Origin of the sequence: Klebsiella pasteurii (assembly GCF_018139045.1) — a bacterium.
GTDB classification, from domain to species: Bacteria; Pseudomonadota; Gammaproteobacteria; order Enterobacterales; family Enterobacteriaceae; genus Klebsiella; species Klebsiella grimontii.
In genome coordinates, this window is sequence record NZ_CP073236.1 from 1,205,385 (window position 1) to 1,231,890 (window position 26,506).

A 26,506-nucleotide genomic window follows, 5' to 3' on the forward strand; every position below is an offset into this window, starting at 1 on the left:
TGGCTCCCGACGCCAATCGCAACCGCCCCGCCTCTCCCTTATCCAAAATTCGCAAAAGCACAGAACCCTCCCCGGTCATAAATTAGAAAAGAACGTTATTGGTTGAATATTTTCGCTTAAGGCAAGCTGGCTTCAACCACCCGACTGAGGAATCGATCATGCGCTGTTGTTGTCCCCGAACCCTGGACCTGTACCGACGAAAACATCTGAATACCGCCTTCGGAGAACACAATGAACGCGACAACTTTACCGATACTGGATCTGGCCCGCTACGCGGATCCCGCTAAAAAAGCGGCGTTTCTCACCGACCTGCGCCACGCCGCCCGCGATATCGTCTTCTTTTATCTGATCAACCACGGCGTTGATGAGTCGCTGCAGAAGGCCGTACAGCAGCAATCCCGCGCTTTTTTTGCCCTTCCCGACGCTCAAAAGCAGAGCGTGGCGATGATTCACTCCCCGCATTTTCGCGGCTACAACCGCGCCGCGTCGGAATTAACCCGCGGTCAGCCCGACTGGCGCGAGCAGTTTGATATCGGCGCCGAGCGTCCGGCGCTTCGGCTTGACGAACGCGCTCCCCGCTGGCAGCGCCTGCAGGGGCCGAATCTCTGGCCAGAGGCGTTGCCCTCGCTCAAACCAACGCTATTAACCTGGCAACGGGAAATGACCGAGGTGGGGATCACCCTGCTGCGCGCCTTCGCCGAAGCGCTGCGCCTGCCGCTGGATGCCTTTGATGGCCTGTACGGCGAAAAAACCAACGAACATATCAAGCTAATCCGTTATCCCGGCCAGCAGGAAACCCAGAGCGCCCAGGGCGTTGGCGCGCATAAGGACTCCGGTTTCCTCAGCTTCTTGTTGCAGGATGAGCAGAAAGGATTGCAGGTCGAAGTCTCCCCCGACCGCTGGATTGACGCCACCCCGCTGACGGGCAGCTTTGTGGTGAATATCGGTGAACTGCTGGAGCTGGCGACCAGCGGCTATCTGCGCGCAACGGTGCACCGGGTCGTTTCGCCGCCCGCCAACCAGCAGCGGCTGTCGATCGCCTTTTTCCTCGGCGCCCAGTTGGATGCCGTAGTCCCCGTCTACACGCTGCCTGACGAGCTGGCCCGCGAAGCCCTCGGACCGGATAGCGACCCGCAAAACCCACTGCTGCGCGAGGTGGGCTGGAACTACCTGAAAGGGCGTCTGCGTTCGCATCCTGATGTCGCCGAGCGCTACTACCAGGATGTTTTTCGCGAACGCGCCGAGCAATTGATCGTGTAGACCCTAATAATTCGGGTTGCAGGACAAGGCACTCATGCCTTGAACAGCGCTTGCGCTGGCCCCGCAGGGGCGAGGCTCATGGATGAGCCGAGTAACAAAGCCAACGCACATGCAACTTGAAGTATGACGGGTATAAACATAACAACAGACACAAGGAATAAGATGATGAAATATGCCGCATTTAAACTGGCAGCGGTTGCACTGTCTCTCTCTCTGGCATGGACTTCCGCCCAGGCCGCCGCGCTGCGCGTCGCCGCGGACCCGGTGCCGCACGCCGAAATCCTTAACTACATTAAAAAGATCGATCCCAGCCTCGACCTGAAAATCGTCGAACTCACCAGCGGCGTTAACGCCAACGAACTGCTGGCCAACGGCGACGTCGACGCCAACTACTTCCAGCACGTGCCCTATCTGAAAGATCAGGAGAAAGCGCTGGGCAAAACCTTCGCCGTCGCGGCGACCGTGCATATTGAGCCGCTGGGGATCTATTCGCGCAAACATAAAGATTTTAAATCGCTGCCCGAGAACGCCACCGTGGCGGTACCGAACAACACCACCAACCTGAGCCGCGCGCTGTTCCTTCTGCAAAATCAGGGCTTGATTAAGCTGGCGGCAAAATTCACCGACCCGGCGACCACCCTGGCGACGCCGAAAGATATTGTGGAAAACCCGAAACACCTGAAAATCCTTGAGATTGAATCACCGCAAATCCCGCGGTCGCTGGACGATGTCGACCTGGCGGTGATTAACGGCAACTACGCGCTGGAAGCGGGCCTGGTGCCTGCCAAAGATGCGCTGGGTCTTGAGAGCGCGACCAACAACCCGTACGCCAACATTCTGGTGACAACGCCGGCGCTGGCGAACGATCCGCGCATCAAGGCGCTGGCCAAAGACCTCACCTCGCCGCAGGTCGTCGAATTTATTCGTAAGCAGTATAACGGCTCGGTGATCCCGGTTGCCCCTCAGTCATGATTGAGATTGTCGGGCTGAGTAAAACCTATGCCGGAACAGGCCGACCGGCGCTAAACGATGTCTCTCTGCAAGTGCCGAAAGGAGCCGTTTACGGCATCCTTGGGCGCAGCGGCGCAGGCAAAAGTACGCTGATACGCTGCCTGAATCTGCTGGAGCGGCCCACGTCGGGCCGCATTATTGTGAACGGGAACGATATTACCCGGATGGATAAAACCGCGCTGCGCGAGTACCGGCTGCGCACCGGGATGATCTTCCAGCACTTTAATTTACTGCACGCCCGCAGCGTCGCCGATAACGTCGCGGTGCCGCTGGAGATAGCCAAAGTGCCGAAAGCGGCGCGACAGGCGCGGGTGACGGAGCTGCTGGAACTGGTCGGGCTGGCGGATAAAGCCGCCGCCTTTCCGTCACAGCTTTCCGGCGGCCAAAAACAGCGCGTGGGGATCGCCCGCGCGCTGGCCGCGCGGCCGGATGTGCTGCTGTGCGATGAGGCCACCAGCGCCCTCGACCCCGAGACCACGGCCTCGGTACTCAGCCTGCTGGCGGATATCAATCAACAGTTGAACCTCACCATCGTGCTGATCACCCATGAGCTGGACGTGGTGAAAAACCTCTGCGACCACGCGGCGCTGCTGGAGCATGGGGAGATTATTGAAAGCGGCAGAATCGCCGATTTGCTGGTGGCGCCATGGTCGCGGCTACGGCAGTCGCTGCTACACGATCCTCAGGCGGAGCGGGATTTCCTTGCCCGCCACGGTTTTCACGGGAGGCCATTATGCGGAGTAGCATGAGTTGGGAAGATCTCTGGCCGCTGCTGTTTCAGGGCACGGTAGATACCGTTTATATGGTCGGCCTGGCGGCGCTGTTCACCGTGCTGCTCGGGCTGCCAACCGGGGTGCTGCTGTTTGTTTCGCGCCGCAATGGCCTGGCGCCGATGCCGAAGCTCAACGCGGTGCTGGGCGCGATTATCAACTTTGGTCGTTCGCTGCCGTTTATCGTGCTGCTGATCGCCCTGATCCCGTTCACCCGGCTGATTATTGGCACCACCCTCGGCAGTACCGCCGCGGTGGTTCCCGTCACCATTGGCGCCTTTCCGTTCTTTGCGCGGCTGACGGAGAATGCGCTGGATGAAGTGGATTACGGGCGTATCGAGGCGATTTTATCGATGGGCGGCAACATCTGGCACGTGATCTTTAAATCGCTGCTGCCGGAAGCGCTGCCGACCCTGCTGGCAGGCATCACGCTGACCATCGTCATGCTGATCGGCTTCTCTTCGATGGCGGGCGTGATTGGCGGCGGCGGGCTGGGCGATCTGGCCATTCGCTACGGCTATCAGCGTTTTAATAACGAGGTGATGGTCGGCACAGTGCTCATTCTGGTCGCGCTGGTGCAGGGCGTGCAGATGGCCGGCGACCGTCTGGTACGCGGCCTCGCCCATCGGCGTTAACGCTAAGCGGATGGCAGCGCGCCATCCGCGATTAAAACCCGCATTCGTTGACCAGAGTCCGAATCAGCTCCGCCGCCGGCAGCTCGCGAATCAGGCTCACTCCCTGCCCGGCCCAGTGCGCGCCGTACTGACGGTCCCCCTGCGCTTTCGCCGCCGATGCCAGCGCCTTCCCGGCGGCGTAAGCCACGGGATATGCCGGAATCAGAAGCGGATCGTTTATTTCACGCCAGCCGTTAACCAGACATCTCGCCGGGCGTCCGGAAATGGCTGAGGTTAAAACCGTTTGCCCGTCAGACGCGCTTTTAAGGGCCTCACGATATCCGCTATCCGTGGAAGATTCAGGGCACAGCAGAAACGCCGTCCCTAGCTTCACCCCGTCTGCGCCGAGGTTCATCACGCTGTTCACTCCCGCGCCGTCCATGACGCCGCCTGCGGCGATAAGCGGAATATCAATGCGCCGTTTAAGCGCCTGAACCAGGGTAAAGGTACTCATCTGCCCGTCGGGCGCCTGGGGATCAAAGATGCCACGATGGCCGCCGGCCTCGTAGCCCTGCGCCACCACCATATCGATTCCCAGCTCTACGGCCAGCTGCGCCTCTGCCACGCTGGTGGCGCTCGCCAGGGTAACGATGCCTTTTTCACGCAGCCGGTCAACGACCGCTCGCTCCGGAACACCAAAATGGAAGCTGACCACCGCCGGAGTCAGATCGAGCAAAAGCTCGGCCATCCGGGGCTGCTGCGGAAAACTCAGGTAGATTTCCGCCAGCGTCTCCGGCGGAAGGCTGCCAAAGCGCGCAAACTCAGGGCACAGTCGCGCCAGCCACTGCGCTTCACGCTGCGGGTCCCTTATCGCCGGAGCGTGGCAAAAAACGTTGACGTTAAACGGACGGGTGGTTAAGCGCCGGGTCTGGTTGATGAGCGCCTCGGCCTGCTCCACCGTGGACGATCCCAACCCCAGAGAGCCGAGCGCGCCGGCATCGCTAACCGCGGCCGCCAGCTCCGGCGTCGACACGCCGGCCATCGGCGCCTGAATAATGGGATAATCAATATCAAGCTGCTGCGTAAGCCGGTTGCTCATGGTGTGCCCTGATGAAATTTGTGCGTTGAGGTAATTAAAATCTCTTTTAGAGATGATAAGATCAATATTATTTTCAAATTAAGAATAAAAGTATGAACCACACCACATTACAGATTTTCAAAACGGTGGCGGAAGAACAGAGCGTCACCCGCGCGGCAAAGCTGCTGGGTCGGGCGCAGTCCAACATTACAACCCGTATTCACCAGTTGGAAGAAGAACTGGGCGTCGAGCTGTTTGCCCGCGGTAACAAGAAGATGCTGCTGTCGCCCGCCGGGGAACGTTTTTTGGCCTATGCGCTGAAAATCCTCAGCCTTGCCGAGGAGGCCCGGCAGGCTCTGCACCCCGCCACGCCGGGCGGCAATTTACGCATGGGGGCGATGGACGCCACCGCCGCCAGCCGCCTGCCGCCGCTGCTTAGCCAGTTTCATGCCCAGTGCCCGGAGGTGATACTGACGCTTAAAACCCAGCCCAGCCGCCAGTTGACGCAGCAGGTGCTGGACGCCGCGCTTGATTGCGCGCTGGTATGCCTGCCGCAGGGCGCTTCCCCCGCCGAAGACCTGGAATATCTGCCGCTCTTTCAAGAACAGCTGGTACTGGTGCTTCCCGCGGATAGACAATGCCTTCGCTTTGCGGCCTTCGCGGAGGGCTGTACCTACCGGGCAATGGGCGAAGCGTATCTGGCGCAATCCGAGGAGGCGGAGAGCGAGATCCAGGACGTCGGCTCCTATCACGCGATGATCGCCTGTATCGCCTCCGGCGGCTATGCCGGCATACTGCCGAAGAGCGTGCTCGATACCCTGACGCTGCCCGAAGCAAGCCTACAGCGGCCGGTTGGTCAGGCGATCACCCAGCTTATCTGGCGTAAAGGCTACGCCTCCCCGGCCCTGGAGAAGATGCGCCAGCTTCTAATTTCAGCCTCCGACCTTTGACCCGCGCCGCCCCCCGGCGACAACCAGCGCGGCGGCAACCACCAGCGCCCCTGCTGCCGCGCAGAGTGAAGGATTAAACGACCCGCTGCGCTCATACAGCGCGCCGGCAACCAGCGGGCCGACAATTTGCCCGACGCCGTAGGTCGCGGTCATGGCGGCAATCATATTGAACGAGACCAGATGGTTAAGACGCCTTCCCTGCGGCAGCGCAATAGTCACCGTTCCCATAAAGGTGAAACCGACCAGTAGCGCGCTCAGCAGACAAAATGGCAATGCGTGGCTCCACGCCGGGAGAGTGACGCCGACGGCCTGAATCAGCAAATTAAGGGTGAACGCGCGGCGGTAGCCAAGCCTGATGACCAACCGATGCCAGATAAAGCACGAGGGCACGGCGGCAAGACCGAAAATGGCCCAGATCTGCACCGGATCGATAGCGTTCAGCGAGCCGCTGAGAAACAGCGGCAGGTAGGTGGCGGTGATGATGTAGCCGAAGCCGGCCAGGCCGTAAACCAACAGTAGTTTCCACGCTTCACGCGCGCGGCCTTGCGCCTGTGGGTCCTGTACGCCTGCAGGAGGTTGATAGGCAATAAGATAGTCTGCCGGGCTCAGCAACAGGCGCAGCGCCAGAATGAAAAGCGTGCCGGCGCTTATCGCGCACAGCAGCCATATTTGCTGGCTGGAGAGCGCCAGGGTCTTGCCCAGCGAGATAAATTCCGCCGATAAAAATATCCCCATTCCGACACCGGAATACAGTACCGGTGCGCCGTTATGGTGCTTCATATGCTGCAGCAGCCACAGAGAGGCGGCAATCAGCGTCACCGCGCTTAACAGCCCGGCTATTCCGCGTACCGCGATAATGGCCAGCGGCGAAACCAGCCAGCCGAGTAACGCCAGGCACAGCAGTGTGAGCAATACGGAAAGCAGATTTAGCACTCTGGAATCCGCGGGCCTGGCTTTCGCCAGCAACAGCGCGCCGGCCAGGTAACCCGCGTAGTTGGCCGAAGCGGCAAGGTTGCCTTCGCGCAGCGAGAGTACCTGCTCGTTCAGCATCAGCGGCAGGATCCCGGTATAGGCGAAGCGCCCGTAGCCCATGCCAATCATCAGCACCGCCGAACCGGCCAGCGCCAGCAGAAAGGCCTTTAACCCCGGCCTGAGTTCAAAAACGTTCACCCGCCACCCCCACTGTTATTCTCAAAAAGAGAATTAAAAGCACATATAATTCTCTTTTTATTATGATGACAGTCAACCCAACGCGCAAGCGACGCATGGGCCTGTCTGCCGATGACTTTACGGGGAGTGTCGGGAAACGCTTCGCCGGGCGACGAAGTATGGCGTGAGGGCTGGACGTCCATGTCCAGCACGTTTTAGCGGTGGCTGAGGGCCAGTTTGGCGGCAAACAGCATAAAGACGCCGCCGGTTGCCCGATCCATCCAGCGAATAAAGGTCGGCGTTTTCAGGAGACCAGCGGCGTAACGGCTGGCCAGAATTAGCGTTAACGACCAGAGCGTACCAATCACAACATGTATAGCGACCAGCAGAAATGTCCAGATCGTTGGCGAGTGGCCCGCCGGAATAAACTGCGGCAGGAAAGAGACATAAAATATCCCCATTTTCGGATTCAGCACATTGCCCAGCATCCCTTTTAAAAACCAGTTGCTGGCCGACGGTGCGGCTATTTCCTGACTGTTAAAGTGGCTGCGCGGTTTGAGAATTAACTGAATGCCGAGCCAGCATAGATAGACGGCACCGCACCACTTTAGCAGGTCATACGCCAGCGCCGACGCCGCCAGCAGCGCCCCGAGGCCGAAGGCCACCACCGCGCCCCAGATAAAACACCCCGTATCAATGCCCAATGCCGCCTGAAAGGCCTTTTTTCCGCCCTCAACGGTGGAGGTGCGCAAAATGAGCGCGGTATCAAGACCCGGGGTCAGCGTGAGCAGCAGCGCGGCAAAGGAATAAGCAAGAAGGGAATCTACGACGGACATTTTCTATCTCCGAAAGCGAAGATTTTAGATATACCGCGTTGAAGACGCAATCATTGATATTTTCTTCGCCGGGCGCGTCCCGCTTTGCATAAAGCTTTTCGCGACAAATCTCTGGCGCCAAAGCCGGTAAAGTCATTTGACGGCGCGTTTATCAGCACAGGTTTTTATGACGCTTAACCAAATACGCATCGCCAGACCGGTCTCCGATCTCTTACTCTGTAGCAACATGTACTGCTACGGCCTTGGGCTCGAGCAAATCGCACAGTTTGCCGATCGTGATGGCTTTAGCGAGGTAATGATCGGACGCCGCGATCTTAGTTGCATCTTAAATTCACCCACTGCCATCATCATTCAGTGGCGCCCTTTCCGGGCACCTCTGTTATTTTTATGCCTTCCTGTGAATTCCTATATATTTTTGATTTGACGGGTTGGGGTAAAAGTCTTTCTGCTATGTTTTGATTTATCCTTTCGTATCCGGAGAATGTTGAGTCAGATTGCCGATCATTCAGTTACGTGCATAAAGCGGAGCATCTGGAAGCCAGAATCGAAATGACGCAGTGGTGGTCAGTTTTTTGAAGAGTGCACAGAAGAGTATGTTACACCTGACATATATGCGCGGCGGTGTAAAATAATTCCGTTATCTGAATAGACTGTAAATCTGCACAAAAACGGCAAAAAAGATTAAATCACTTCCAATTAAATGCCATCTTTCACTGCAAGAAAACGTATTGACTCAGACTTGAACAAATACTGTTACGCTACAAAAACGCTCCCTTATCGCAAAACTGGCTTTATACGAAGAGGAAACTATCAGGTCAAGCCTGACTTTATGTATGTTCTGAGGTTAAAAAACTTCACCATCATTGATATATATAGTTCGCGTTCAACACCATCCCATAGTAATATTTTAGCACAATCCCTATGCCATATATTCGATTGCGCATTAGGCAAAGAGAACTTCGCGCCAGCGACCAGTTTAGCGTTTTATCACCATAAACCTTATTAATTTTCGCTGGTGTCTTCGAGTTTACCTTTAATATTCTCATGCAATATATTTGCAGCCCTTGCACAGAGCTCAGCGAAAATAGCAATTTCGCCCTGAGACATGCAGGATGCCACCTGCTCAGCCATGATGCGCCTGCTGGACTCTGCAGAATTCAGGAACTCAATACCTTTTTCCGTAATCCGCGTCAGCATTTCTCGTTTGTCACTTTCTGCCGATTCTTGTTCAACAAAGTGCTTATCTTTCAACATCCTCAGAATTTTGGACATTTTACTACGCGCAAATCCGAGCTTTTCACCAATTGCGCTTGGCGTCATCGGCTGGAACTGACGCAAAATATACAATGTATCGTACTGTGGCCAGTTAATGCCATCTGGATTAATCAACGAGCGACGTGCAACAAGTACACATTGCAAATTTCCTAAAGCATCTTCAAATTGACGATTCAATGATATTTCGCGCTCGGAACCACTAGCCACTTTTTTATTCATTTCCATACATTCTCCTGATGCCGTTTACAATAAGTTAAGCTTACCATTTTACCACATCCCTTCAAGGAAGGAAAAGTCATCATAACTTTCGCCCCTATTAATAACACAAGAACTATCCTACTCATCCTGAAAGATATATTCTCTATTCAACACATCCTCATAATCTATTAACTCTGTTATCTCGCCATTATTCATTTTAATCACATTAATATACAACAAAGAGAACTGTTTTCCATCCGGCAGAGTATTCCCATGCAGTTTATATTCAACAATGACGACATCGGGATTATTCGTATAGTGGAATCGCTCATCCTCTATGGAGGTAAAGCGTAAGGGCGCAACGCCAAAGCCATTAGCATAGTGTAAGCGAATATTATCACGCCCAATAATCACCTCCCTGTTGCGACGAAAAGGCAACGACAAACGTCCATTAACAGAGAAAAGGGATGCCAGCTTATCCGATGACTTCTCCATCACTGCCGAAATATATTTATCAAATAATGCCGGAACCATTTTATATCCTCTTGATGAAATTGATAAAAGTATTGTTAGACGATTTCTTTCTGCCGCTGGAAATAAACGATCATACGTTTGAATGTCTCCTCCGACAGCTCAGGAAAGCGCAAACCCAATTGCGCAATACGCTTAGTCGTCTCTGGATTACCATAGGCGTTGTCGCCAGTATCCAACAAATTCTCTTTAAAGAGATGAATGACCGGCCCCAGCGCAACCTCGCGCCCCTGGGTGACACACTGTTCAAGTTGTTGCAACCACTCGCCGTCAGAAGTCGTTTCCAACGGATAACCCAGAGAACGAATCGCCCGATACACCGGATCAAACCGGGTGCTCTGAGGATGGAAAATATGGAAGTTTTCCTGTCGCGTAGCCTCTGAACGCGCTAAGGCAACTATCGCTTCAGCGACAAAGTCGACAGGCAGCAGGTCCGTTGATAGTGAAGACGGATCCGGCGCCAATCCCATCTGGATAAAGCTTTTTATCTGTCGCCATAAAAAATCATCGCTCTGGCAGGCCCCACTTCGGCTATCTCCGCCAATACGTCCTATGCGAAATACGTTAGCGTCAAGTCCTTGTTCTCTGGCCTGTAGAACATAGCGTTCAGCCACCCACTTACTTTGCGTGTAACCTATCGACAGTGCTTCCGGATGACCCGGTACACAATGTTCAACGATAGGCGATTCAGGATAGCGTGGAGAAAATACGGCGATAGTGGATAAATAGTGCAGCGTTTTTCGTCCGCCACAACCGCAGAAAGCTAAAATATTCAGCGTACCCTGCACATTTGACTGTTTTACCGAAGAATAAGAGAGCAAAAAATTAATCTGTGCGGCCGCATGGAATACCGTGTCCACTCGCTCTGCCAAACGGCTGTACGCTTCAGAGCTTAATCCTAAATTGCGCTGGCCAACATCGCCGAGGCAAACTTCAACCCGGGAAAAATCAATCTCATCGGCGATGCCATAACGCATCGCATTTTCACGCAAACGAGCCAATGCGTGCTCATGCGTCCTGGCTCTTACCATGCATAGCACGGATTGGGTCCCGGCCAATAGCAATGAACGCAGCAGGTAGATGCCCAAAAATCCTGTCGCCCCGGTAAGCAGCGTCAGCCCAGGGGTTGAACACACTCCTCCCTGCCAATGTATGCGTTCATATCCATCCTGAACAAAGGAACGATCGACGGCATCGACGCGCCCCTTTTCACTGGCAATATAGCCGTCGATGGACTCAGCCATAGCCGACAAGGTTGGGTGATTAAATAACAAACGTAGAGGAATATCGCAATCGAACGCCTTACGCAGCAGAAAAACCAGCTGTGTGGCCAACAAAGAATGTCCACCAATGGCGAAAAAATCATCGTGCAGTGCGATCTGACGTCCCGGAAATAATGTTTCCCATAGCGCCCTGACCTGCTCCTGAGTTTTCGTCAGAGACCGCTCTGGCATCTGCGTTGATGATTCAACAATAATATCCACCTTAAGTAACGCTTTACGATCGATTTTCCCGCTAGGCGTGGTAGGCAGCTTATCCACAAAGACCAACTCTGTGGGAACCATATACTCCGGCAGCACCAGGCGAAGGCCGCGTTTGATCTTATCCTTTTGATTGCCTTTATCATCCAATAAACCAGCAATAAAGGCGATGAGCTGCTGGCTTCCTGAATGATCTGCCCTGCCAACTACCGCTGAAACCTGCACGCCCTCCAGGGCATTGATGGCCGCCTCTACTTCTGACGGTTCGATCCTAAAACCGCGAATTTTTAACTGATTGTCTATCCTGCCAAGGTAGCTGAACCGATCGTCATGCTCCAGCCTCACCAGATCACCGGTACGATACGCGTGGCAACTTTGTGCTGCAAAGCTCTCAGCAGAGATAAAACGTCGAGCGCTTTCTTCACTTTTATTGTGATAGCCGGGAGACAGAAAATCGCTAGCGATAAGTAGTTCACCAGCGACACCGGCGGGAACCAGCTGCAGACGCTCATCCACCACCAACAGACTGAATCCGGGTAGAGGGTAACCAATGGACGCTGCATCTCCCCATTTATCGCTTTCCGGCGGCAGCACATACGCGGAACAAACGTGGCTTTCTGAGGGACCATAGAGATTAATCAGGCGAACGGGTTGCCTGAAAAAATGTTTAATATCGGCGGTGAGTACGAGCTGTTCCCCGGTGGAGTAGACCTCTTTTAAACTCGGGAATTGCCTGTTGGCCAATGCGCTCAAATGCGCGAACTGCTGCAAAGCAACGTAGGGAAAATAGAGCCGATTAATTCCCTGCTCCTGGATAACCTCTTGCAGATGATCCAGATCTCTCCGCTCTTCTTCACTGGCAATATATAAGCGCCCACCGCAGGCTAACGTGCCGAAGATCTCCTGAACCGATACATCAAAAGAAAGTGACATAAAATGCAGAGTACAATCTCCCTGACCGCACTCAGATACATCTCGTTGCCACTTAATCAGGTTATTGAGCGTTTTATTTAATAACCGTACTCCCTTGGGCTGCCCGGTTGAACCGGATGTATAAATGATATACAGCTCATCGTCGGGCATTCTTTTGATATAAGACCATTCCCCAGGGTACTCCGGGGGAATGTCATCGATTAACAACAGAGGCACGGAGCCAGACACTGGGAATTTTGCTACCAGCGATCGCGTCGTGGCGATGCAGTCCACGCTGGCGTCCTGCAACATATAACCAATGCGCTCTTGCGGGTATTGTGGGTCGATCGGAATGTAGGCCGCGCCGGTTTTTAACACGCCAAACAGAGTGGCAATCGCCTCGGCATTCCTTTCCAGTAATAACGCAACACGTTTGCCAGGAGCGATATTTAACTGCTGCTGCAGGTAGGCGGCAATCTGCCCCGAACGTTCCGCTAACCAACCATACGATCGTGTGCCATTAGCGGTAATTAACGCAGTATCCGCAGAGTGGCTTACAGCATGCTGATTGAAAGCCGCCAGGGCGTCAAATCGCCAGGCCTCCGCGCACGGCTTAAGGCTGGCTCGAACAACCAGTTCACGACTTAACGGTGCATCCAACAGCCTCAGGGATGACAGTAATACCTCGCCGTCCTCGCCCATCGCGCTCAATAAATGGCGAAATATTTTCAGCCAGTAGTCAATGGTCTGCGGATGATACAACGCCGTCTTATACTCCAGCGTCAGCTTCCATTGCGGTTGTGCTTCAAAGAACAACGTCAGATCGTATTTTGCCATCTGGCTAAAATAGTCATCCAGCATGACCTTAAACGGTAAGTCGTTGAAAATATCGGCCCGGGTATCGGGCATAACCAGCAACGTTCTGAATAGTGGGCTGTCCTGTCCCGCGTTTTCACGCGACAGTGCGACAATTTCATTGAAAGGGATCAGCTTATTGAAATGTGCACCAATAAAAGATTGACGCACCTTTGCAGCCAGCGTCCTGACTGTGTCATCTTCATTGACCTGCACGCGAACCGGCAGAGTATTGATCATATATCCCGGCGTTTCGGCGAACTCGCTACGATCCCGCAGAGTAAAAGGTACGCCAACGGTAATATCTTTCTGCCCACTCATGCGGCTAAGGAAAAATTGCCAGCACATGGACATATACATAAAGGGTGTCATTGACAACGATCTTGCGTGCCGCTGTAGTGAGTCCGCTTCATGTTCGTTGAGGGCCTGCATGGTATAGGCGGCTTTGGTATCTTCCCGCAGACGACGGGGAAAATCGACCGGGAGGTCTGATAGTGGCGGAGCCGGATGCAGTGCCTGCCGCCAGTAATCCCGCATGTCTTCGCACTCTGCCGCCGCAAGGGACGCTGCCTGCCAACGAGTAAATTCCTGATAGCTTCCCGTGCCGTTAAACGCTGGCAGAGCGCGTTTCTCGTCAAGCGCACAATAGATTTGCAGCAAATCATGCAAGACAATACGTACTGAGGGGGCATCAATAATGATGTGGTGGAAGCAGCATGCTAGCCAGGTTGTACCCGAGTCTGAACTGAGCATATTAATGATACTCAACGGACCCTCAGCTAGTGATAAACGGCTAGCCGCCAGTTGTGCAGTCACCGATTCAGGCGTTTCATTCTGTCCGGATTTTCGATGGGAAAAAGAGAGATAGCCATCAGCGCCGATACGCTGCTGTAGTGTACCGTCAAGGTAAACAAAACGCGTTCTGAATATTTCATGGCGCGAGGTCAACTCAGCCACAGCGCGCTGCATAATATCAGCGTCCAGTGTCGCATTAACGGTCAGCAGCACTGGCACGTTATAGCATTGGGGCTGATCCAGCGTATTATCCAGCCACCACATTGCCTGCTGCCCGGGTGTCGCTGCCAGATACGTTACCGCAATTTCTCCACACGCCTTATTCAAACAGCTCTTATTTGACTCGCCGCTATTAAATGATGGCATTTTATCCCCCTCTTAAAATTCCCTGTAAAATCCTTCCTGATTGTTGGCAGTCCCAACTCCAGGTATTAGACCTGCTGCCGTTGCCGAATGGTCTGAGCCAGCGCGGCAATAGTTCCCGCTGTGAAAATGTCAGCCGGCGAGACAGCCAAATTGAATGCCTTGCTTACCATTGATGCTAACTTTATGAAATGTAATGAGTTACCACCCTGGTCTAATAAATTTTCTTGCGGGTTGATCACCGCTGAATGAATAATCTCCTGCCAAATCGAGAGTAGCTGTTGCTCAACGTTGTCCATATTTACACCTGCTCCAGTAAAGAATTTTTTAAGCGTAAACGATCTTTTTTGCCGTTAGCGGTCATTGGCAGGACCGGCACACGGCTAAATTTTTCAGGTATCATCCAGGCAGGAGCATGCATAGCGAGGTGATTCTTTAAATCCGCTACGGATAGCGCATCATCCTGCGTGACATAACAGGCATGCAATCGTGGTTCGTCCGGCGTCTCCTCTACTACAATCAGCACATCCTCCACAGCGTGATGTAAACGCAACAGGTGCTCAATACCGGCGAGATTGATGCGGAAGCCACGTATTTTACAAATATGGTTGCCTCGTCCGACCAGGACGATATTGCGATCCTGGTCGCACGTTGCCCGATCGTCGGTACGATAAAAAAGTACGTCTGCGCCTTGATACGGGATGGAGATAAACCTTTCCGCCGTCAGTTGCGGATCGGAATACCCCAGTGCAACTCCAGCCCCTGCGATAAACAATTCCCCATATTCACCGCAGGTACAGGGTTGCAAACGTTCATTGAACACCGCCATCTCAACCAAAGGGAGTGGAGTACCAACCGGTACAGGAGATTCACTGGTTAATTGCCCCTCGGGCTGAACATGATAGAGAGACGAGATCGCTGAATTTTCCGTGCATCCTAATCCATTGAATATTTTTGCTTTACCGGCCTGCGCCGCCACGCTAAATAGGCGAGGGTTGACAAAATCGCCCGACACCACCACACAGTCAGGTATATGCAGTGTTTCAACCGAAACCTCGACAAATAGCCGGAACAGTCCGCCAGAGAGGAATAGCATCGTCACGTTATCCGATTCGATCTGCCGTACCAGGGCCATCAAATCTGGCAAGCCAGGCGGCGCAATCGTCAGACACGCGCCGGTCAATAGAGCCATCCAGATTTCATTCGCTGAGGCAGCGAATGAAACATCTGCAATTTGCAAATAGCAGTCCCGCTCGCTATTCCCCAACGCCGGTACCGGCAGACTCAGTCTGGCAATCCCGCGATGAGCTATGAGCACGCTCTTCGGTTTTCCTGTTGATCCAGAGGTCATCAATATAAGCGCCGGATCATCAGCGCTTAATACTGGATAATTCCCGCTTCTTTGTTGAGCGCTGTTTTGTATCAGCGTCCTGCTCGACAACACCTGCCATGCCCCGCCGGGCACGCTTGTTACATCATCGCTAATGAGGTATTTGGCTCCTGCCGCACGTAAAATTTCACCCATATAGCGCTCAGGACTATTCGAGTTCACGGGAACCATAACAGCGCCTATTTTCATCAACGCCAGCATAAAAATATATAACTGCGGGCTACGTTCTATTTTTATTGCAACAACATCGCCTTTTATCAGGCAATTCTTTTGCAATACCGCAGCCAGCGCTGAACATTGCTCAGCAAGTTCTCGATAGGTTATTTTTCTTTGTTCGAAAATTAACGCAATCCTGTCCGGAAAACGTTGCGAAATCTCATCAAATATATCAGGAACAGCCTTTAACTGATTGGCATATGCTGAATGCGTCATCACTCTCTCCTGGAGAATTAGGAATGTTCACACGCATAAAATCTTCTCTTGAAGAAGAATTTAAAGACCTAAAGAAATGCCGCCAGTTTACCGTGATACGCCTTAAAAAAGCGCAGCAGGACAGGCAACATATAAGCAACACAAGCATAACCAAGCGTTGTTTTCAATAGTCTATCTTCGAACCTTGCCCTCAGTCAATTTGATTTCCAAAAAAAAATCATATAGGAAAAAATCCAAAACACTAAAAAATAATAATCAATAAATTCAAATACTTAAAAAAACAACAATAAAAAATCATCTTTTTTGATTGACATAAGGAACCCATTGGCGTGCAATCTTTGTGCAAAACGTATCGTCTTTCATGCCCATTAAACAGACAAGGAATAGTACCTTCTCATCGCTTTTTTGTTAAAAAACAAACGGAAAACCTGTTAAATTTCGAGTGAGAGATTAGAAATGACATCATTTCCTGGCAATAAGTCCAATTGGCAACAGCCGTTCTGGAGCGATAAGGACATGCTTGCCCTGGTCATACGTGAATTAGACACTCTTCCAGAATTATTAAACTTTGAAGAAATAAGCGAATTTAATAAAGCATTAGCCGCCGTTTATGCAGGTAAAGCAATGATATTTCAGGCTGGCGACTGCGCTGAAAGAATTTGCGAATCTGGCGCGTTACATGTGCGGAAAAAATTGACCTTCCTCGAGCAAATGTCCCGCGAACTCTCAACTCTGACGGGACTGCCAATATTGACGGTAGGCAGAATTGCCGGTCAATATGCTAAACCACGCTCACAACACAACGAAGTCAATGGCGACAGGGTACTTCCCGTGTGGCGCGGTGATTCAGTCAACAGGCCCGAAGCGACGCCAGAAGCCAGGCGTAACGATCCGCAAAGGATGTTGCTGAGCTACCATGCTGCGGCGGAAACGCTGGCCGAAATTAAACGTTACGAACGGGAATATCCTCGCGATGTTCATCCCATCTGGACCAGCCATGAAGCGCTATTGCTGGACTATGAAACGACTCAAATCCGCACTAATCCCCAGGGAGAATCCTATTTAGCCAGTACCCATTGGCCCTGGATCGGCATTCGTACTCTTGCGCCTGACAGCCCACATATCGCCATGCTGGCGAATATCGCCAACCCTGTTGCCTGCAAGATTGACGCCACCGTAACGCCATCGTTCATCGCGACACTTTGCCGACAGCTTAATCCTCAGCGTATTCCTGGACGTCTGACTTTTATTTCGCGTTTTGGCCGTTCACATATTCATCGTTTAGGCGCGTTGATTCAGGCCGCACAGGCAACCGAAACGCCGGTGTTATGGATGTGCGATCCAATGCATGGGAATACCGGGAAAACGCGGGCAGGCAATAAACGCCGCGAGCTTAGCGACATGATGGCTGAAATCTCCGGTTTCCTGAGGCAGGTGAAATCACATAATGCCTGCGCCGCTGGACTCCACCTGGAAGCAACGCCGAACCCGGTCATCGAATGTTTCTGTGAAAATAATCATCCTGAAGAACATCAACTTAAGCAAATTCTCTGCGACCCACGCCTGAACGTAGCGCAAACGCAGATGTTATTAACTCACTGGAAAGAGAGACAAAATGACCTTTGATAAAGACTACATTGCCGTTATTACCGGCGCCTGCGGTGGCATTGGCGAATCCGTTGCCCACGCGCTGGCGAAAGAAGGGGTTTCACTGGCGCTTCTTGATAATAACGCCGCTCAGCTGGCAACCCTTGTAGCCACACTACAAAATAACCATCCGCAGCCCATTGCAGGTTTTACGGTGGACGTTGCCGACGACCGCTGCGTAGCAGAAGCCTTTACCGCAATCGGTCGCCAACTGGGTCCGGTGGGTTATCTGGTCAACGGCGCCGGCGTACTGTGCCACGCCAGCGTGGCCGAAACACAGCCTCAAGATTGGACGAAAACTTTTGCCGTCAACGCGACTGGCGTATTTAACACCAGCCGCCATGCAGCCAATCTGATGATGGCTCAGCGTAAAGGCAGCATCGTCACTATCGCCTCAAACGCAGCGCGCGTGCCGCGGGCGACGATGGCCGCCTACTGCGCCTCAAAAGCCGCTGCCCAGGCATTTACTTATGCTCTGGGGCTGGAGGTCGCTCCGTATGGGATCCGGTGTAATGTTGTCGCTCCCGGCTCAACCGATACGCCGATGCTGCGCGGCATGTGGCATAGCGAAAGTGACCGGCAAAACACGCTTAACGGTAATCCAAAACAATTTCGCATCGGTATTCCACTCAATAAAGTCGCCACGGCGGAAGAAATTGCTGCCGCGGTCTGCTTTTACCTGTGCGAAGAATCAGGGCAAACCACGCTATCAACGTTATTGGTCGACGGCGGCGCCGCACTCGGCAGCTGCTAAGCGTACAAGGAGAATAACATGGAAAAGATACAGCCCTATCCACTGCCGACAGAACGCCAATTACCCAAATCAATTGCAGACTGGCAACCCAACAGTTCAAGAGCGGCGCTACTCATACATGATATGCAGCGTTATTTCCTCGATTTTTACACTGCTGACGCCTCGCCGATAGCGCAGGTGATCGACAATATTTACCGCTTGCTTAGCGTCGCCCGACGTCTGCATGTACCCGTATTTTATACAGCCCAACCCGGCGACATGACGCCGCAGCAGCGTGGCTTGCTGCACAGTCTATGGGGTTCAGGTATGAACGGCAGCCAGGAGCATAAACAGATTGTTCCTCCGTTGACACCTCTGGAAAATGAGTGGGTATTAACGAAGTGGCGTTACAGCGCCTTCTTTAACTCTCCCCTTCTGAGTACTTTGCACGAACTCAAATGCGATCAGCTGATCGTCTGTGGCGTTTACGCCCATATCGGTTGTTTGTGCACAGCGCAAGAGGCGTACTCCAATGATATCGAGACATTTTTTATTGCCGATGCGCTAGCCGATTTCTCCGAAGAAAAGCATCGTCTGGCGCTTGAGCTAGCTGCGGAAACCAGTTCAGTCGTGCTGTCAACCCGACAAGCTATCGACGCATTGGAACATTAAAGATCCTCACGGCACTCCAGGAGATGATGATGTTATCTAAAGGCACAGCACAGCCCGACGAGCTTTCGGCTCATCTGGTCAATCTTGATAGACCCTTTGCCTGTATTTACCGCCCCCAATGCGAACCTATCAACGCAGTATTATTTCTTGAAGGGGATATTGAGCTAAACCAATCCCTTTCAGAATTAGCGCTGGATCCTCCCCTGGACGGGAAGGGTAAAAGCTCATTTAACAAATTGATCTTATTGCCATTTAATCAGGTAAAAGAAAAAGGTTATGCCTGCATTGACGATGGTGAACAGACGATCGTCATGCACATTGAGCGGCAAAATCATTACCCCATAGATTCGTTTATCGCAGCCATTAATGACCATGATATCAAGCCACGAAACCTGCAATTCGATCTTGATGACCAAACGTATGGCGACATTGTTGATACCGTCATTGATCAGGAAATCAGCTCCGGAGAAGGCAGCAACTTTGTGATTTCACGCAGTCTGGAGGGCGATATAACCAACTTCAGTATCCGCCATGCGTTGACGCTGTACAAACGGCTACTGCAATCTGAATGCGGGTCTTACTGGACATGGATGATCTTCACCGGCAGCCGCTATTTCATGGGAAGTACGCCTGAACAGCATATCCAGGTTGATGAGCAGAATGTGGCGATGAATCCTATCAGCGGCACGTTTAAATACCCCGACTCCGGGAATATGACGCACGTGCTGGATGATTTTCTGCAGGATACAAAAGAGCGCGACGAACTATTTATGGTGGTGGATGAAGAACTCAAAATGATGAGTAGCATCTGTCAGCATGATATTCAGGTATCCGGACCGAAGCTCAAAGCTATGTCGCACATCGCGCATACCGAATATTTTATCCATGGCAACTCAGATCGCAGTCTGAAAGAAATCATCAGGCAATCGCTATTTGCGCCAACAGTGACCGGCAGCCCAATAGAAAGCGCCTGTAAAGTTATCGCCCGGCGAGAACGCCGTGGACGCGGCTATTACAGCGGCATCGTTGCTATAACGGGTACGCAAGAAGGTAAACGTTATCTGGACTCGGCCATAATGATCCGCACGGCCGATATTACCGCTCAGGGACATTTTCGGCTTACGGCGGGTTCAACCATCGTCAGAAGTTCCATCGCACAAAATGAAGCTGGTGAAACACGCGCCAAATTACAAGGGCTAATGCATTCGTTCTTCTCTGGAACAAGCGCCGGGACGCCAAACCGAACAGGATTGTCTGCAGAACTTCGCCATCGGGCTGACCAGATACTGGCAAAACGGAATGCACGCGCCTCCGCCTTTTGGCTGGATAACTCGCAATTGGGCCCGTGCGCTCTACTCTCTCAACATGCCATCACACTGATCGACATGGAGGACAACTTCACCGCCATGATTGCCTATCAGTTACGCAGCGCGGGTTGCGCCGTTACCCTCATTCCCTGGTATGACTCCCTGAGCAAGCTAACGCAGCTCACCGATCGCGACATCGTATTCATTGGGCCCGGGCCTGGCGATCCAACCAATGTACGACTCGACAAAATACGCGTGGGCCGAAAAATTATTGCACAACGGCTGCGGGAGCAGCGTCCGTTAATCGGGACTTGTCTGGGGCATCAGTTAATTTGCGCCGAATTAGGCATTCCGATCGAGCGGCTGGTCAATAACCGCCAGGGTAGCCAACATCAGATATCTATCCAGGGAAAACCTCATACCGTTGGTTTCTATAACAGTTTCTCCGCACTCCATCAGCGGCCATGCTGGTACAGCCCGGAGCATGACAAAACAGTCCAGCTGGAACGACTCCCTTCCGGTGAAATTGTTGCATTATCGTCAGGTAACGTTGCCTCCATACAATTTCATAACGAGTCATTCCTGACGCAAGACGCATTTTCTATTTATCAATGGCTGATACAGAACGCCTTAACAACAACGGTAACTCTTAGTCAACAAGATGCCGTTTAAAAGGAAGTGTTGAAAACTGATATTCGGAGAGAGCTGACATGGGAAATAAATCAGTATCGTTACCTACCGGTAATGACTTTTTGGCGGGTCTGAATGATGGGCGAGAAATATGGGCTTATGGTGAAAAGGTCGACAATGTTATTACACATCCAGCGTTTCGCAATTCAGCACTGTCTATAGCTAAATTATACGACGCGCTCCATGACGAAAAGTATCAGGCTATATTAACCACGCCGTGTGATACCGGCAGCGGTGGTGTCACCCATCCGTTCTTCCGCGTTCCTCATTCTGTTGACGACCTGATACGCGATCGCGACGCAATCGCCCAGTGGGCGCGGCTTAGCTACGGCTGGTTAGGAAGGAGCCCTGATTTCAAAGCCTCGTTTCTTACGACTCTCGGCGCCAATCCCGAGGCCTACGGAGAATATGCGGATAACGCCAGACACTGGTACAAACGTTCACAAGAGGAGCTACTTTACTGGAATCATGCCATCATCAACCCCCCTATCGACCGCAATCTCCCGCCCGACCAGATTGAAGATATCTGCATTCACGTCGAAAAAGAGTGTGATGATGGCGTGATTGTTAGCGGTGCCAAGGTGGTTGCTACCGGCTCTGCCTTGACGCATTACAATTTCATCGCGCATTACGGTTTACCTGTCAAAAAAAGAGAATTTGCCCTGGTATGCACCTTACCCATGAATGCCCCAGGGCTGAAACTGGTTTGCCGCCCCTCTTACTCCTTAGCAGCCGAAAAGGTCGGCAGTCCCTTTGACTATCCACTGTCCTCCCGCTACGACGAGAATGACATGATCTTCATTCTGGATAAGGTGAAGATTCCCTGGGAAAACATTTTTATTTACGGCGATACGGCTAAAGCGGCCACGTTTTTACCCAGTTCTGGCTTTCTGCACCGCTCTACGTTCCACGGTGTGACGCGTCTGGCGGTAAAAATCGATTTTATCTGTGGTTTATTCATTAAAGGCGTGGAAGCCACCGGCGTAGCCGATTTCCGCGGTATACAGACCCGCGTCGGGGAAATGCTGGCCTGGCGTAACCTCTTCTGGGCCATAAGCGATGCTATGGCTAAATCGCCGAATCCCTGGCACAACGGCGCCCTCCTGCCTAACCTGGATTATGGTTTAGCCTACCGTTGGTTTATGAGTCTCGGCTATCCACGGATCAAAGAAATTATTGAACAAGATCTTGGCAGCGCGCTTATTTATATTAATTCGCATGCCAAAGATTTTGCCGCGCCGGAACTGGAGCCTTATCTGAAAAAATATATGCGCGGTTCCAACGGTATAGATGCCGTTGAAAGGGTAAAGCTTATGAAACTAATCTGGGACTCTGTAGGAACAGAATTCGCCAGCAGACACGAACTCTATGAACGAAATTATACCGGCAGTCATGAAAATGTTCGTATCGAACTGTTGCTCGCCGCACAAATGTCGGGGCAGATACAAGAATATAAAGGTTTCGCCGAACAATGCATGATGGATTATGACCTGGATGGCTGGTTGGATCGCGATTACCACTGGCCTGTAGACTAATAAGATTAACGGGACAATACATCAGTATAATAATGGGCATGCATCACATTATTGCCAGTCTCTTCTGGCTGTCCCGACCACTATCTCTCACTCTACCCGGCAATGTATGCGCAACCACTCCGCGGTTAAAGAATGGCGACAGGTCAGCATCGATTCAGGTGTACCGCTAAACAGTAATTTTCCCCCTTCTTGCCCGGCATAAGGTCCAATATCAATAATCCAGTCAGCCTGAGCGATCAACTCCATATTATGTTCAATAATAATGACGGTGTTTCCGCGCTCTACCAGTCGGTTAAAGAGTTTCAGCAACGAGGCAACATCACTGGGATGAAGTCCGGTGGTTGGCTCATCGAAAATATACATGTCACTATCATGATTTAATTGTGACGCTAACTTCAGCCGCTGGCATTCACCGCCTGAAAGATGATTTAACGATTCCCCCAAGCGCAAATATCCCAACCCGACGTCGACCAGACTACGAAAAATTGGCCTGAGCTGTGGCTCATTCAGGAAAAAATCGCCAGCATCGTTAATCGACAGAGATAATACCTCCGCAATATTTTTTCCCTGATAATGATATTTTAGCGCCTGTGGGTTATAGCGCTGCCCCTGACAGGCCTCACATGGCAACGTAACCGTATCCATAAATGCCAGATCGGTTTGTATTACCCCTAGCCCGTGACATTCCGGACAGGCGCCTTTAGCATTGGCGCTGAACCACGACGCTGACACATGGTTTTTTTCGGCAAACAGCGAACGGATCGTATCAAATGCGCCGCACCAGGAAGCAATATGCGATCGAATCGAAGTATGTATCGGTTTTTGATCGATAACGATCGCGTCCCGACATTGTGGCGCCAGGGCTCCCATGACGAATGAACTTTTGCCCGATCCCGCGACCCCGGTCACAGCGACCATAACGCTCAAAGGTACATCTACCGATAAGTTATGCAGATTATGCAATGTGGCGTTTCTTACCGAAATATAACCTTTAGCACATCTCGGTCTTTTATTTATCTCTGCCCGTGAAGAGAAATATCTTCCCGTCAAGGTTTGGGATTGCTTAAGTGCCGACAGGTCACCCTCAAATACAATATTTCCACCTTGCTTGCCCGCTCCCGGCCCTAAATCAATAACATGCTCGGCTATCGCTATCATGTCAGGATCGTGCTCTACCATCAGAATGGTATTGCCTTTGTCGCGTAGTTTACCAATTAATATATTCAATTTAACAATATCTGCTGGATGAAGCCCGGTACTTGGCTCATCAATTATATAAACGATCCCGGTAAGACTACTTCCCAGATGCCGGACCATTTTTAACCGCTGGGATTCACCGCCCGATAAGCTGGGGGTCGTCCGGTTCAAATCCAGATACCCCAAGCCTACTGCACACATTGCATCTAACCTTTCCAGCAATGCTTCGAGCAGCGGCCTGACTTCAGGATAATCGAGCTTTTCTACAAACAGCTTTAACTCTGTGACAGGCAGTGTTGCACATTCGCCAATATTTTTCCCTCTTATCCTGCAGGAAAGTATTTTGTCGTTGAGCCTCATACCCTGACAAGAAGGGCAAACCTGTAAACTAACGACTCGCTGAAATTCCTCAGCTTTAGTATCTTTAGTTTCTTGTTTCAAATAACTTCGCGTAAAGCGCGTAATGACGCCTTCAAACTTTGCACTCTTAGGCCAACCGGCTAACGGCGCTTCAGGAATGAGATTATCCGCATACAGTAATAACTCTCGTTCCGCTTTTGAATAATCCATGATTTTTTTATCGGCATCAAAAAGCCCTGAATAAACATAACGTTTCCAGCGCCATGAACCCGGTGCAAAAGAAGGATAACGAATAGCGCCTTCATTTAACGACAGATTTGAATCAATCAGTTGGTCGATATCAATGGTGCTGGCAATACCCAACCCGTCGCATGTCGCACACATCCCGGCAGGATGATTAAATGAAAAAACATTAGAATAACCAACAAAAGGTTCGCCAACACGAGAAAATAGTAGTCGCAGCAGAGTATAAATATCTGAGGCGGTACCCACCGTCGAACGTGCGTTGCCACCAATACGTTTTTGGTCAATAATAATGGCCACCGACAGGTTTTCAATGTCATCAACTTCAGGATTACCATAATGCGGTAAACGGTGTCGAATAAAAGGTGGAAAGGTGTCATTTAGCTGACGCTGAGATTCTGCCGCAATAGTTCCGAATACCAGAGAACTTTTCCCCGACCCGGAAACGCCGGTAAAAACTGTTATTTTATTTTTAGGGACCTCTAAATCAATATCTTGCAGATTGTTTTGTCTTGCACCAATAATTTTTATAGCGTCATGTGTATTCATCACACTATCCTTTTTTACCTGTCAATAATAATGCCATGATGGCTATTAAACAGCATCCCGCTATGATTAGCGACATCGGTAGTAATGACAACGGGTCTCCAAATCCAAGCAGTGATGGAGTTATCGCAGCGATACCAAACTGAAAAACTCCTAAAATAGCAGAACCCGTTCCTTTTAAATGTGAAGATGCCGCCATGGCCATACTCGCGGCATTGCCAAAGGTCAAAGCCATAGTAAACATCATAATTAACAGTAATACCGCCACAATCTCAAACTGGAAATGAGAAATATAGTCAACGATGCAAAGTAATATAGATATCACCAGTGTGCCTATCACCCCCAGTTTTATGAGGTTATCTTCGCCAAATTTCGTAACATAACGAGCGCTGACAATACTACCAAACATCATTGCTCCAGCGTTGATAGAGAATATTACAGCGAATTCCCCCGAGGATAAATTAAACGCCGATTGATAGATAAACGGCGATGCTGATATATAAGCAAATAGCGCCCCGAACTGGATTGAAAAAATTAAAGTATAACCTATATATTTCTTATGACTAAGCAGCTCGATAAACTGACTGATAAACTCGTTGAAGTTGAAAGGTAATCGCTGATGACGGGGTAAAGTTTCGCGAATAAAATGACTGCTGAGCAAGGTGGAGACTAATGATATTGCGGCCATAAAAACAAAAACTACCGGCCAGATAAACCATGCAGCCACTCCTCCAAGTAGTGGTGCAATAACAGGGGCGATCCCCTGTATCGCTAACACCAGATTAAAATATCGAGCGGCTTTAGTCCCCGGGCACAGATCAGAAATAATTGCCCGGGAAAGAACGATACCAGCTGCCCCTCCCAGTCCCTGAAAGAACCGTGTAACAATGAGCAGCTGAATGTTCGCGGATATAGCGCCAGCTAATGAAGCGATGGTTAATAGTGTCATCCCGCCTAGCAATAATCTACGCCTGCCGTAATGATCGGACAACGGGCCAATGAACAACTGCCCAATTCCTAAACCCACCATAAAAGCGGTGATACTAAGCTGAACTTTGTCAGGCGTCGTATGCAAATCACTGGCGATAGCTGGAAATAAAGGCAAGTACATATCAGTAGATAATGCAGCAACGGCGCTAAGCAAACCCAGAACAATAACGACTTTACTGGAAAGCAAACCTCTACTTTCATCTCTGTACATCGTACTGGCCGCCGGTGCCTGAACTTCTTTTGGTCGCATGATCAGTGTAATCCCTTTACCTTCTGTGGTCTGTCATAACTATACCACCAGCTAAAGTAATTGCAAAAACGAAATCAATTAAAAAAACAACTAAATGATAAGTTAATAAATATCAATAACATACAAAAATAAAACTAAAACATTATTGGTTTTTGATTGCCTTAAGGGTATCACAAAACTGATAATCCACTTCCATGGATATACTAAATAGAGTTGTAATATCAATAATCTATGCCAGAAACCTCAATACTCGCGATACCTGGAGTTGCATGTTGCGGGTGCTGCTTCATGCCCATAAAAGTTGGGCTGCCCTGTTGCTCAGACATGCAACTTGAAGTTTATTGAGTATATGTCCTGGAGCTAGAAGAAGGTGTTTTTGAAGGGATGTATAATGTTAATGTTTGACTAAAATATTTGCGGGGATATTCATCCGCCC

At 51.1% G+C, this 26,506-nt stretch carries 21 protein-coding genes; 11 read left to right on the forward strand and 10 right to left on the reverse strand.

The features are described 5' to 3' along the window. Positions 1-231 precede the first annotated feature (231 nt). From KCG39_RS05690 to KCG39_RS05705, 4 genes are all read left to right on the forward strand, one after another. On the forward strand, positions 232-1,260 hold the full coding sequence (locus tag KCG39_RS05690; RefSeq protein WP_211811567.1) for an isopenicillin N synthase family dioxygenase: 1,029 nt from the start codon (positions 232-234) through the stop codon (positions 1,258-1,260). A 165-nt stretch (positions 1,261-1,425) separates the two neighbouring features. Continuing rightward, the gene (locus tag KCG39_RS05695; protein WP_142468331.1) at positions 1,426-2,232 is read left to right on the forward strand and encodes a MetQ/NlpA family ABC transporter substrate-binding protein; all 807 of its coding nucleotides are present in this window, start codon (positions 1,426-1,428) and stop codon (positions 2,230-2,232) included. Then, positions 2,229-3,020, forward strand: coding sequence for a methionine ABC transporter ATP-binding protein (locus tag KCG39_RS05700; protein WP_075208541.1), 792 nt, complete (start codon positions 2,229-2,231; stop codon positions 3,018-3,020). The genes KCG39_RS05695 and KCG39_RS05700 overlap by 4 nt, the downstream gene beginning before the upstream one ends. After that, on the forward strand, positions 3,017-3,676 hold the full coding sequence (locus KCG39_RS05705) for a methionine ABC transporter permease (protein WP_162625996.1): 660 nt from the start codon (positions 3,017-3,019) through the stop codon (positions 3,674-3,676). Before KCG39_RS05700 ends, KCG39_RS05705 begins: the two co-directional genes overlap by 4 nt. A 31-nt stretch (positions 3,677-3,707) precedes the next feature. Here the strand turns inward: KCG39_RS05705 and KCG39_RS05710 are convergent, their stop codons facing one another. After that, positions 3,708-4,754 carry an NAD(P)H-dependent flavin oxidoreductase gene (locus KCG39_RS05710; RefSeq protein ID WP_211811568.1) on the reverse strand — a complete coding sequence of 349 codons (1,047 nt, stop codon included), beginning with the start codon at positions 4,752-4,754 and terminating at the stop codon, positions 3,708-3,710. A 92-nt stretch (positions 4,755-4,846) separates the two neighbouring features. On the opposite strand from KCG39_RS05710, the gene KCG39_RS05715 reads away from it, so the two are divergent. Further along, positions 4,847-5,683 (forward strand): LysR family transcriptional regulator, encoded by an 837-nt coding sequence (locus KCG39_RS05715; RefSeq protein WP_142468303.1) that lies wholly within the window; start codon positions 4,847-4,849, stop codon positions 5,681-5,683. On the opposite strand, the gene KCG39_RS05720 is transcribed toward KCG39_RS05715, so the two are convergent. Together KCG39_RS05720 and KCG39_RS05725 are read right to left on the reverse strand one after the other, a co-directional pair. Next, positions 5,666-6,853: a YbfB/YjiJ family MFS transporter gene (locus KCG39_RS05720; RefSeq protein ID WP_142468304.1), complete on the reverse strand. Its 1,188-nt coding sequence runs from the start codon at positions 6,851-6,853 to the stop codon at positions 5,666-5,668. The genes KCG39_RS05715 and KCG39_RS05720 overlap by 18 nt on opposite strands. A gap of 194 nt (positions 6,854-7,047) precedes the next feature. Further along, entirely contained in the window at positions 7,048-7,668 is a 621-nt protein-coding gene (locus KCG39_RS05725; protein WP_142468305.1) for a LysE family translocator, read from the reverse strand. Between the two features lie 226 nt (positions 7,669-7,894). On the opposite strand from KCG39_RS05725, the gene KCG39_RS28050 reads away from it, so the two are divergent. After that, positions 7,895-8,092 (forward strand): hypothetical protein, encoded by a 198-nt coding sequence (locus tag KCG39_RS28050; protein WP_375293856.1) that lies wholly within the window; start codon positions 7,895-7,897, stop codon positions 8,090-8,092. Between the two features lie 578 nt (positions 8,093-8,670). Here the strand turns inward: KCG39_RS28050 and KCG39_RS05730 are convergent. The 5 genes from KCG39_RS05730 to KCG39_RS05750 form a co-directional block, all read right to left on the reverse strand. Further along, positions 8,671-9,168: a MarR family winged helix-turn-helix transcriptional regulator gene (locus tag KCG39_RS05730; RefSeq protein WP_004120012.1), complete on the reverse strand. Its 498-nt coding sequence runs from the start codon at positions 9,166-9,168 to the stop codon at positions 8,671-8,673. A 111-nt stretch (positions 9,169-9,279) separates the two neighbouring features. Beyond that, entirely contained in the window at positions 9,280-9,675 is a 396-nt protein-coding gene (locus tag KCG39_RS05735) for a nuclear transport factor 2 family protein (RefSeq protein ID WP_004120009.1), read from the reverse strand. Between the two features lie 35 nt (positions 9,676-9,710). After that, positions 9,711-14,081, reverse strand: a complete 4,371-nt coding sequence (locus KCG39_RS05740; protein WP_142468306.1) for a non-ribosomal peptide synthetase family protein — start codon at positions 14,079-14,081, stop codon at positions 9,711-9,713. A gap of 65 nt (positions 14,082-14,146) precedes the next feature. Further along, entirely contained in the window at positions 14,147-14,377 is a 231-nt protein-coding gene (locus KCG39_RS05745; RefSeq protein WP_004120004.1) for an acyl carrier protein, read from the reverse strand. 2 nt (positions 14,378-14,379) lie between these two features. Next, complete coding sequence (locus tag KCG39_RS05750) at positions 14,380-15,900, reverse strand: amino acid adenylation domain-containing protein (protein ID WP_004120003.1); 1,521 nt, start codon at positions 15,898-15,900, stop codon at positions 14,380-14,382. A gap of 456 nt (positions 15,901-16,356) precedes the next feature. Between KCG39_RS05750 and KCG39_RS05755 the strand changes: the two genes are divergently transcribed. The 5 genes from KCG39_RS05755 to KCG39_RS05775 are packed head-to-tail and all read left to right on the forward strand — an operon-like array spanning position 16,357 to position 22,484. Continuing rightward, positions 16,357-17,526, forward strand: a complete 1,170-nt coding sequence (locus tag KCG39_RS05755) for a 3-deoxy-7-phosphoheptulonate synthase (RefSeq protein ID WP_071988216.1) — start codon at positions 16,357-16,359, stop codon at positions 17,524-17,526. Further along, positions 17,516-18,301 carry an SDR family NAD(P)-dependent oxidoreductase gene (locus KCG39_RS05760; protein WP_142468307.1) on the forward strand — a complete coding sequence of 262 codons (786 nt, stop codon included), beginning with the start codon at positions 17,516-17,518 and terminating at the stop codon, positions 18,299-18,301. Before KCG39_RS05755 ends, KCG39_RS05760 begins: the two co-directional genes overlap by 11 nt. 18 nt (positions 18,302-18,319) lie before the next feature. Next, positions 18,320-18,952: an isochorismatase family protein gene (locus KCG39_RS05765; RefSeq protein ID WP_004120000.1), complete on the forward strand. Its 633-nt coding sequence runs from the start codon at positions 18,320-18,322 to the stop codon at positions 18,950-18,952. 23 nt (positions 18,953-18,975) lie between these two features. After that, positions 18,976-20,931 (forward strand): anthranilate synthase family protein, encoded by a 1,956-nt coding sequence (locus KCG39_RS05770; RefSeq protein WP_228299429.1) that lies wholly within the window; start codon positions 18,976-18,978, stop codon positions 20,929-20,931. A 38-nt stretch (positions 20,932-20,969) separates the two neighbouring features. Next, on the forward strand, positions 20,970-22,484 hold the full coding sequence (locus tag KCG39_RS05775; protein WP_004119996.1) for a 4-hydroxyphenylacetate 3-hydroxylase family protein: 1,515 nt from the start codon (positions 20,970-20,972) through the stop codon (positions 22,482-22,484). Positions 22,485-22,571: 87 nt separating this feature from the next. On the opposite strand, the gene KCG39_RS05780 is transcribed toward KCG39_RS05775, so the two are convergent. Beyond that, the gene (locus tag KCG39_RS05780) at positions 22,572-24,833 is read right to left on the reverse strand and encodes an ATP-binding cassette domain-containing protein (RefSeq protein WP_049113838.1); all 2,262 of its coding nucleotides are present in this window, start codon (positions 24,831-24,833) and stop codon (positions 22,572-22,574) included. A 4-nt stretch (positions 24,834-24,837) separates the two neighbouring features. Beyond that, positions 24,838-26,070 (reverse strand): multidrug effflux MFS transporter, encoded by a 1,233-nt coding sequence (locus KCG39_RS05785; RefSeq protein ID WP_049113836.1) that lies wholly within the window; start codon positions 26,068-26,070, stop codon positions 24,838-24,840. Between the last annotated feature and the right edge of the window lie 436 nt (positions 26,071-26,506).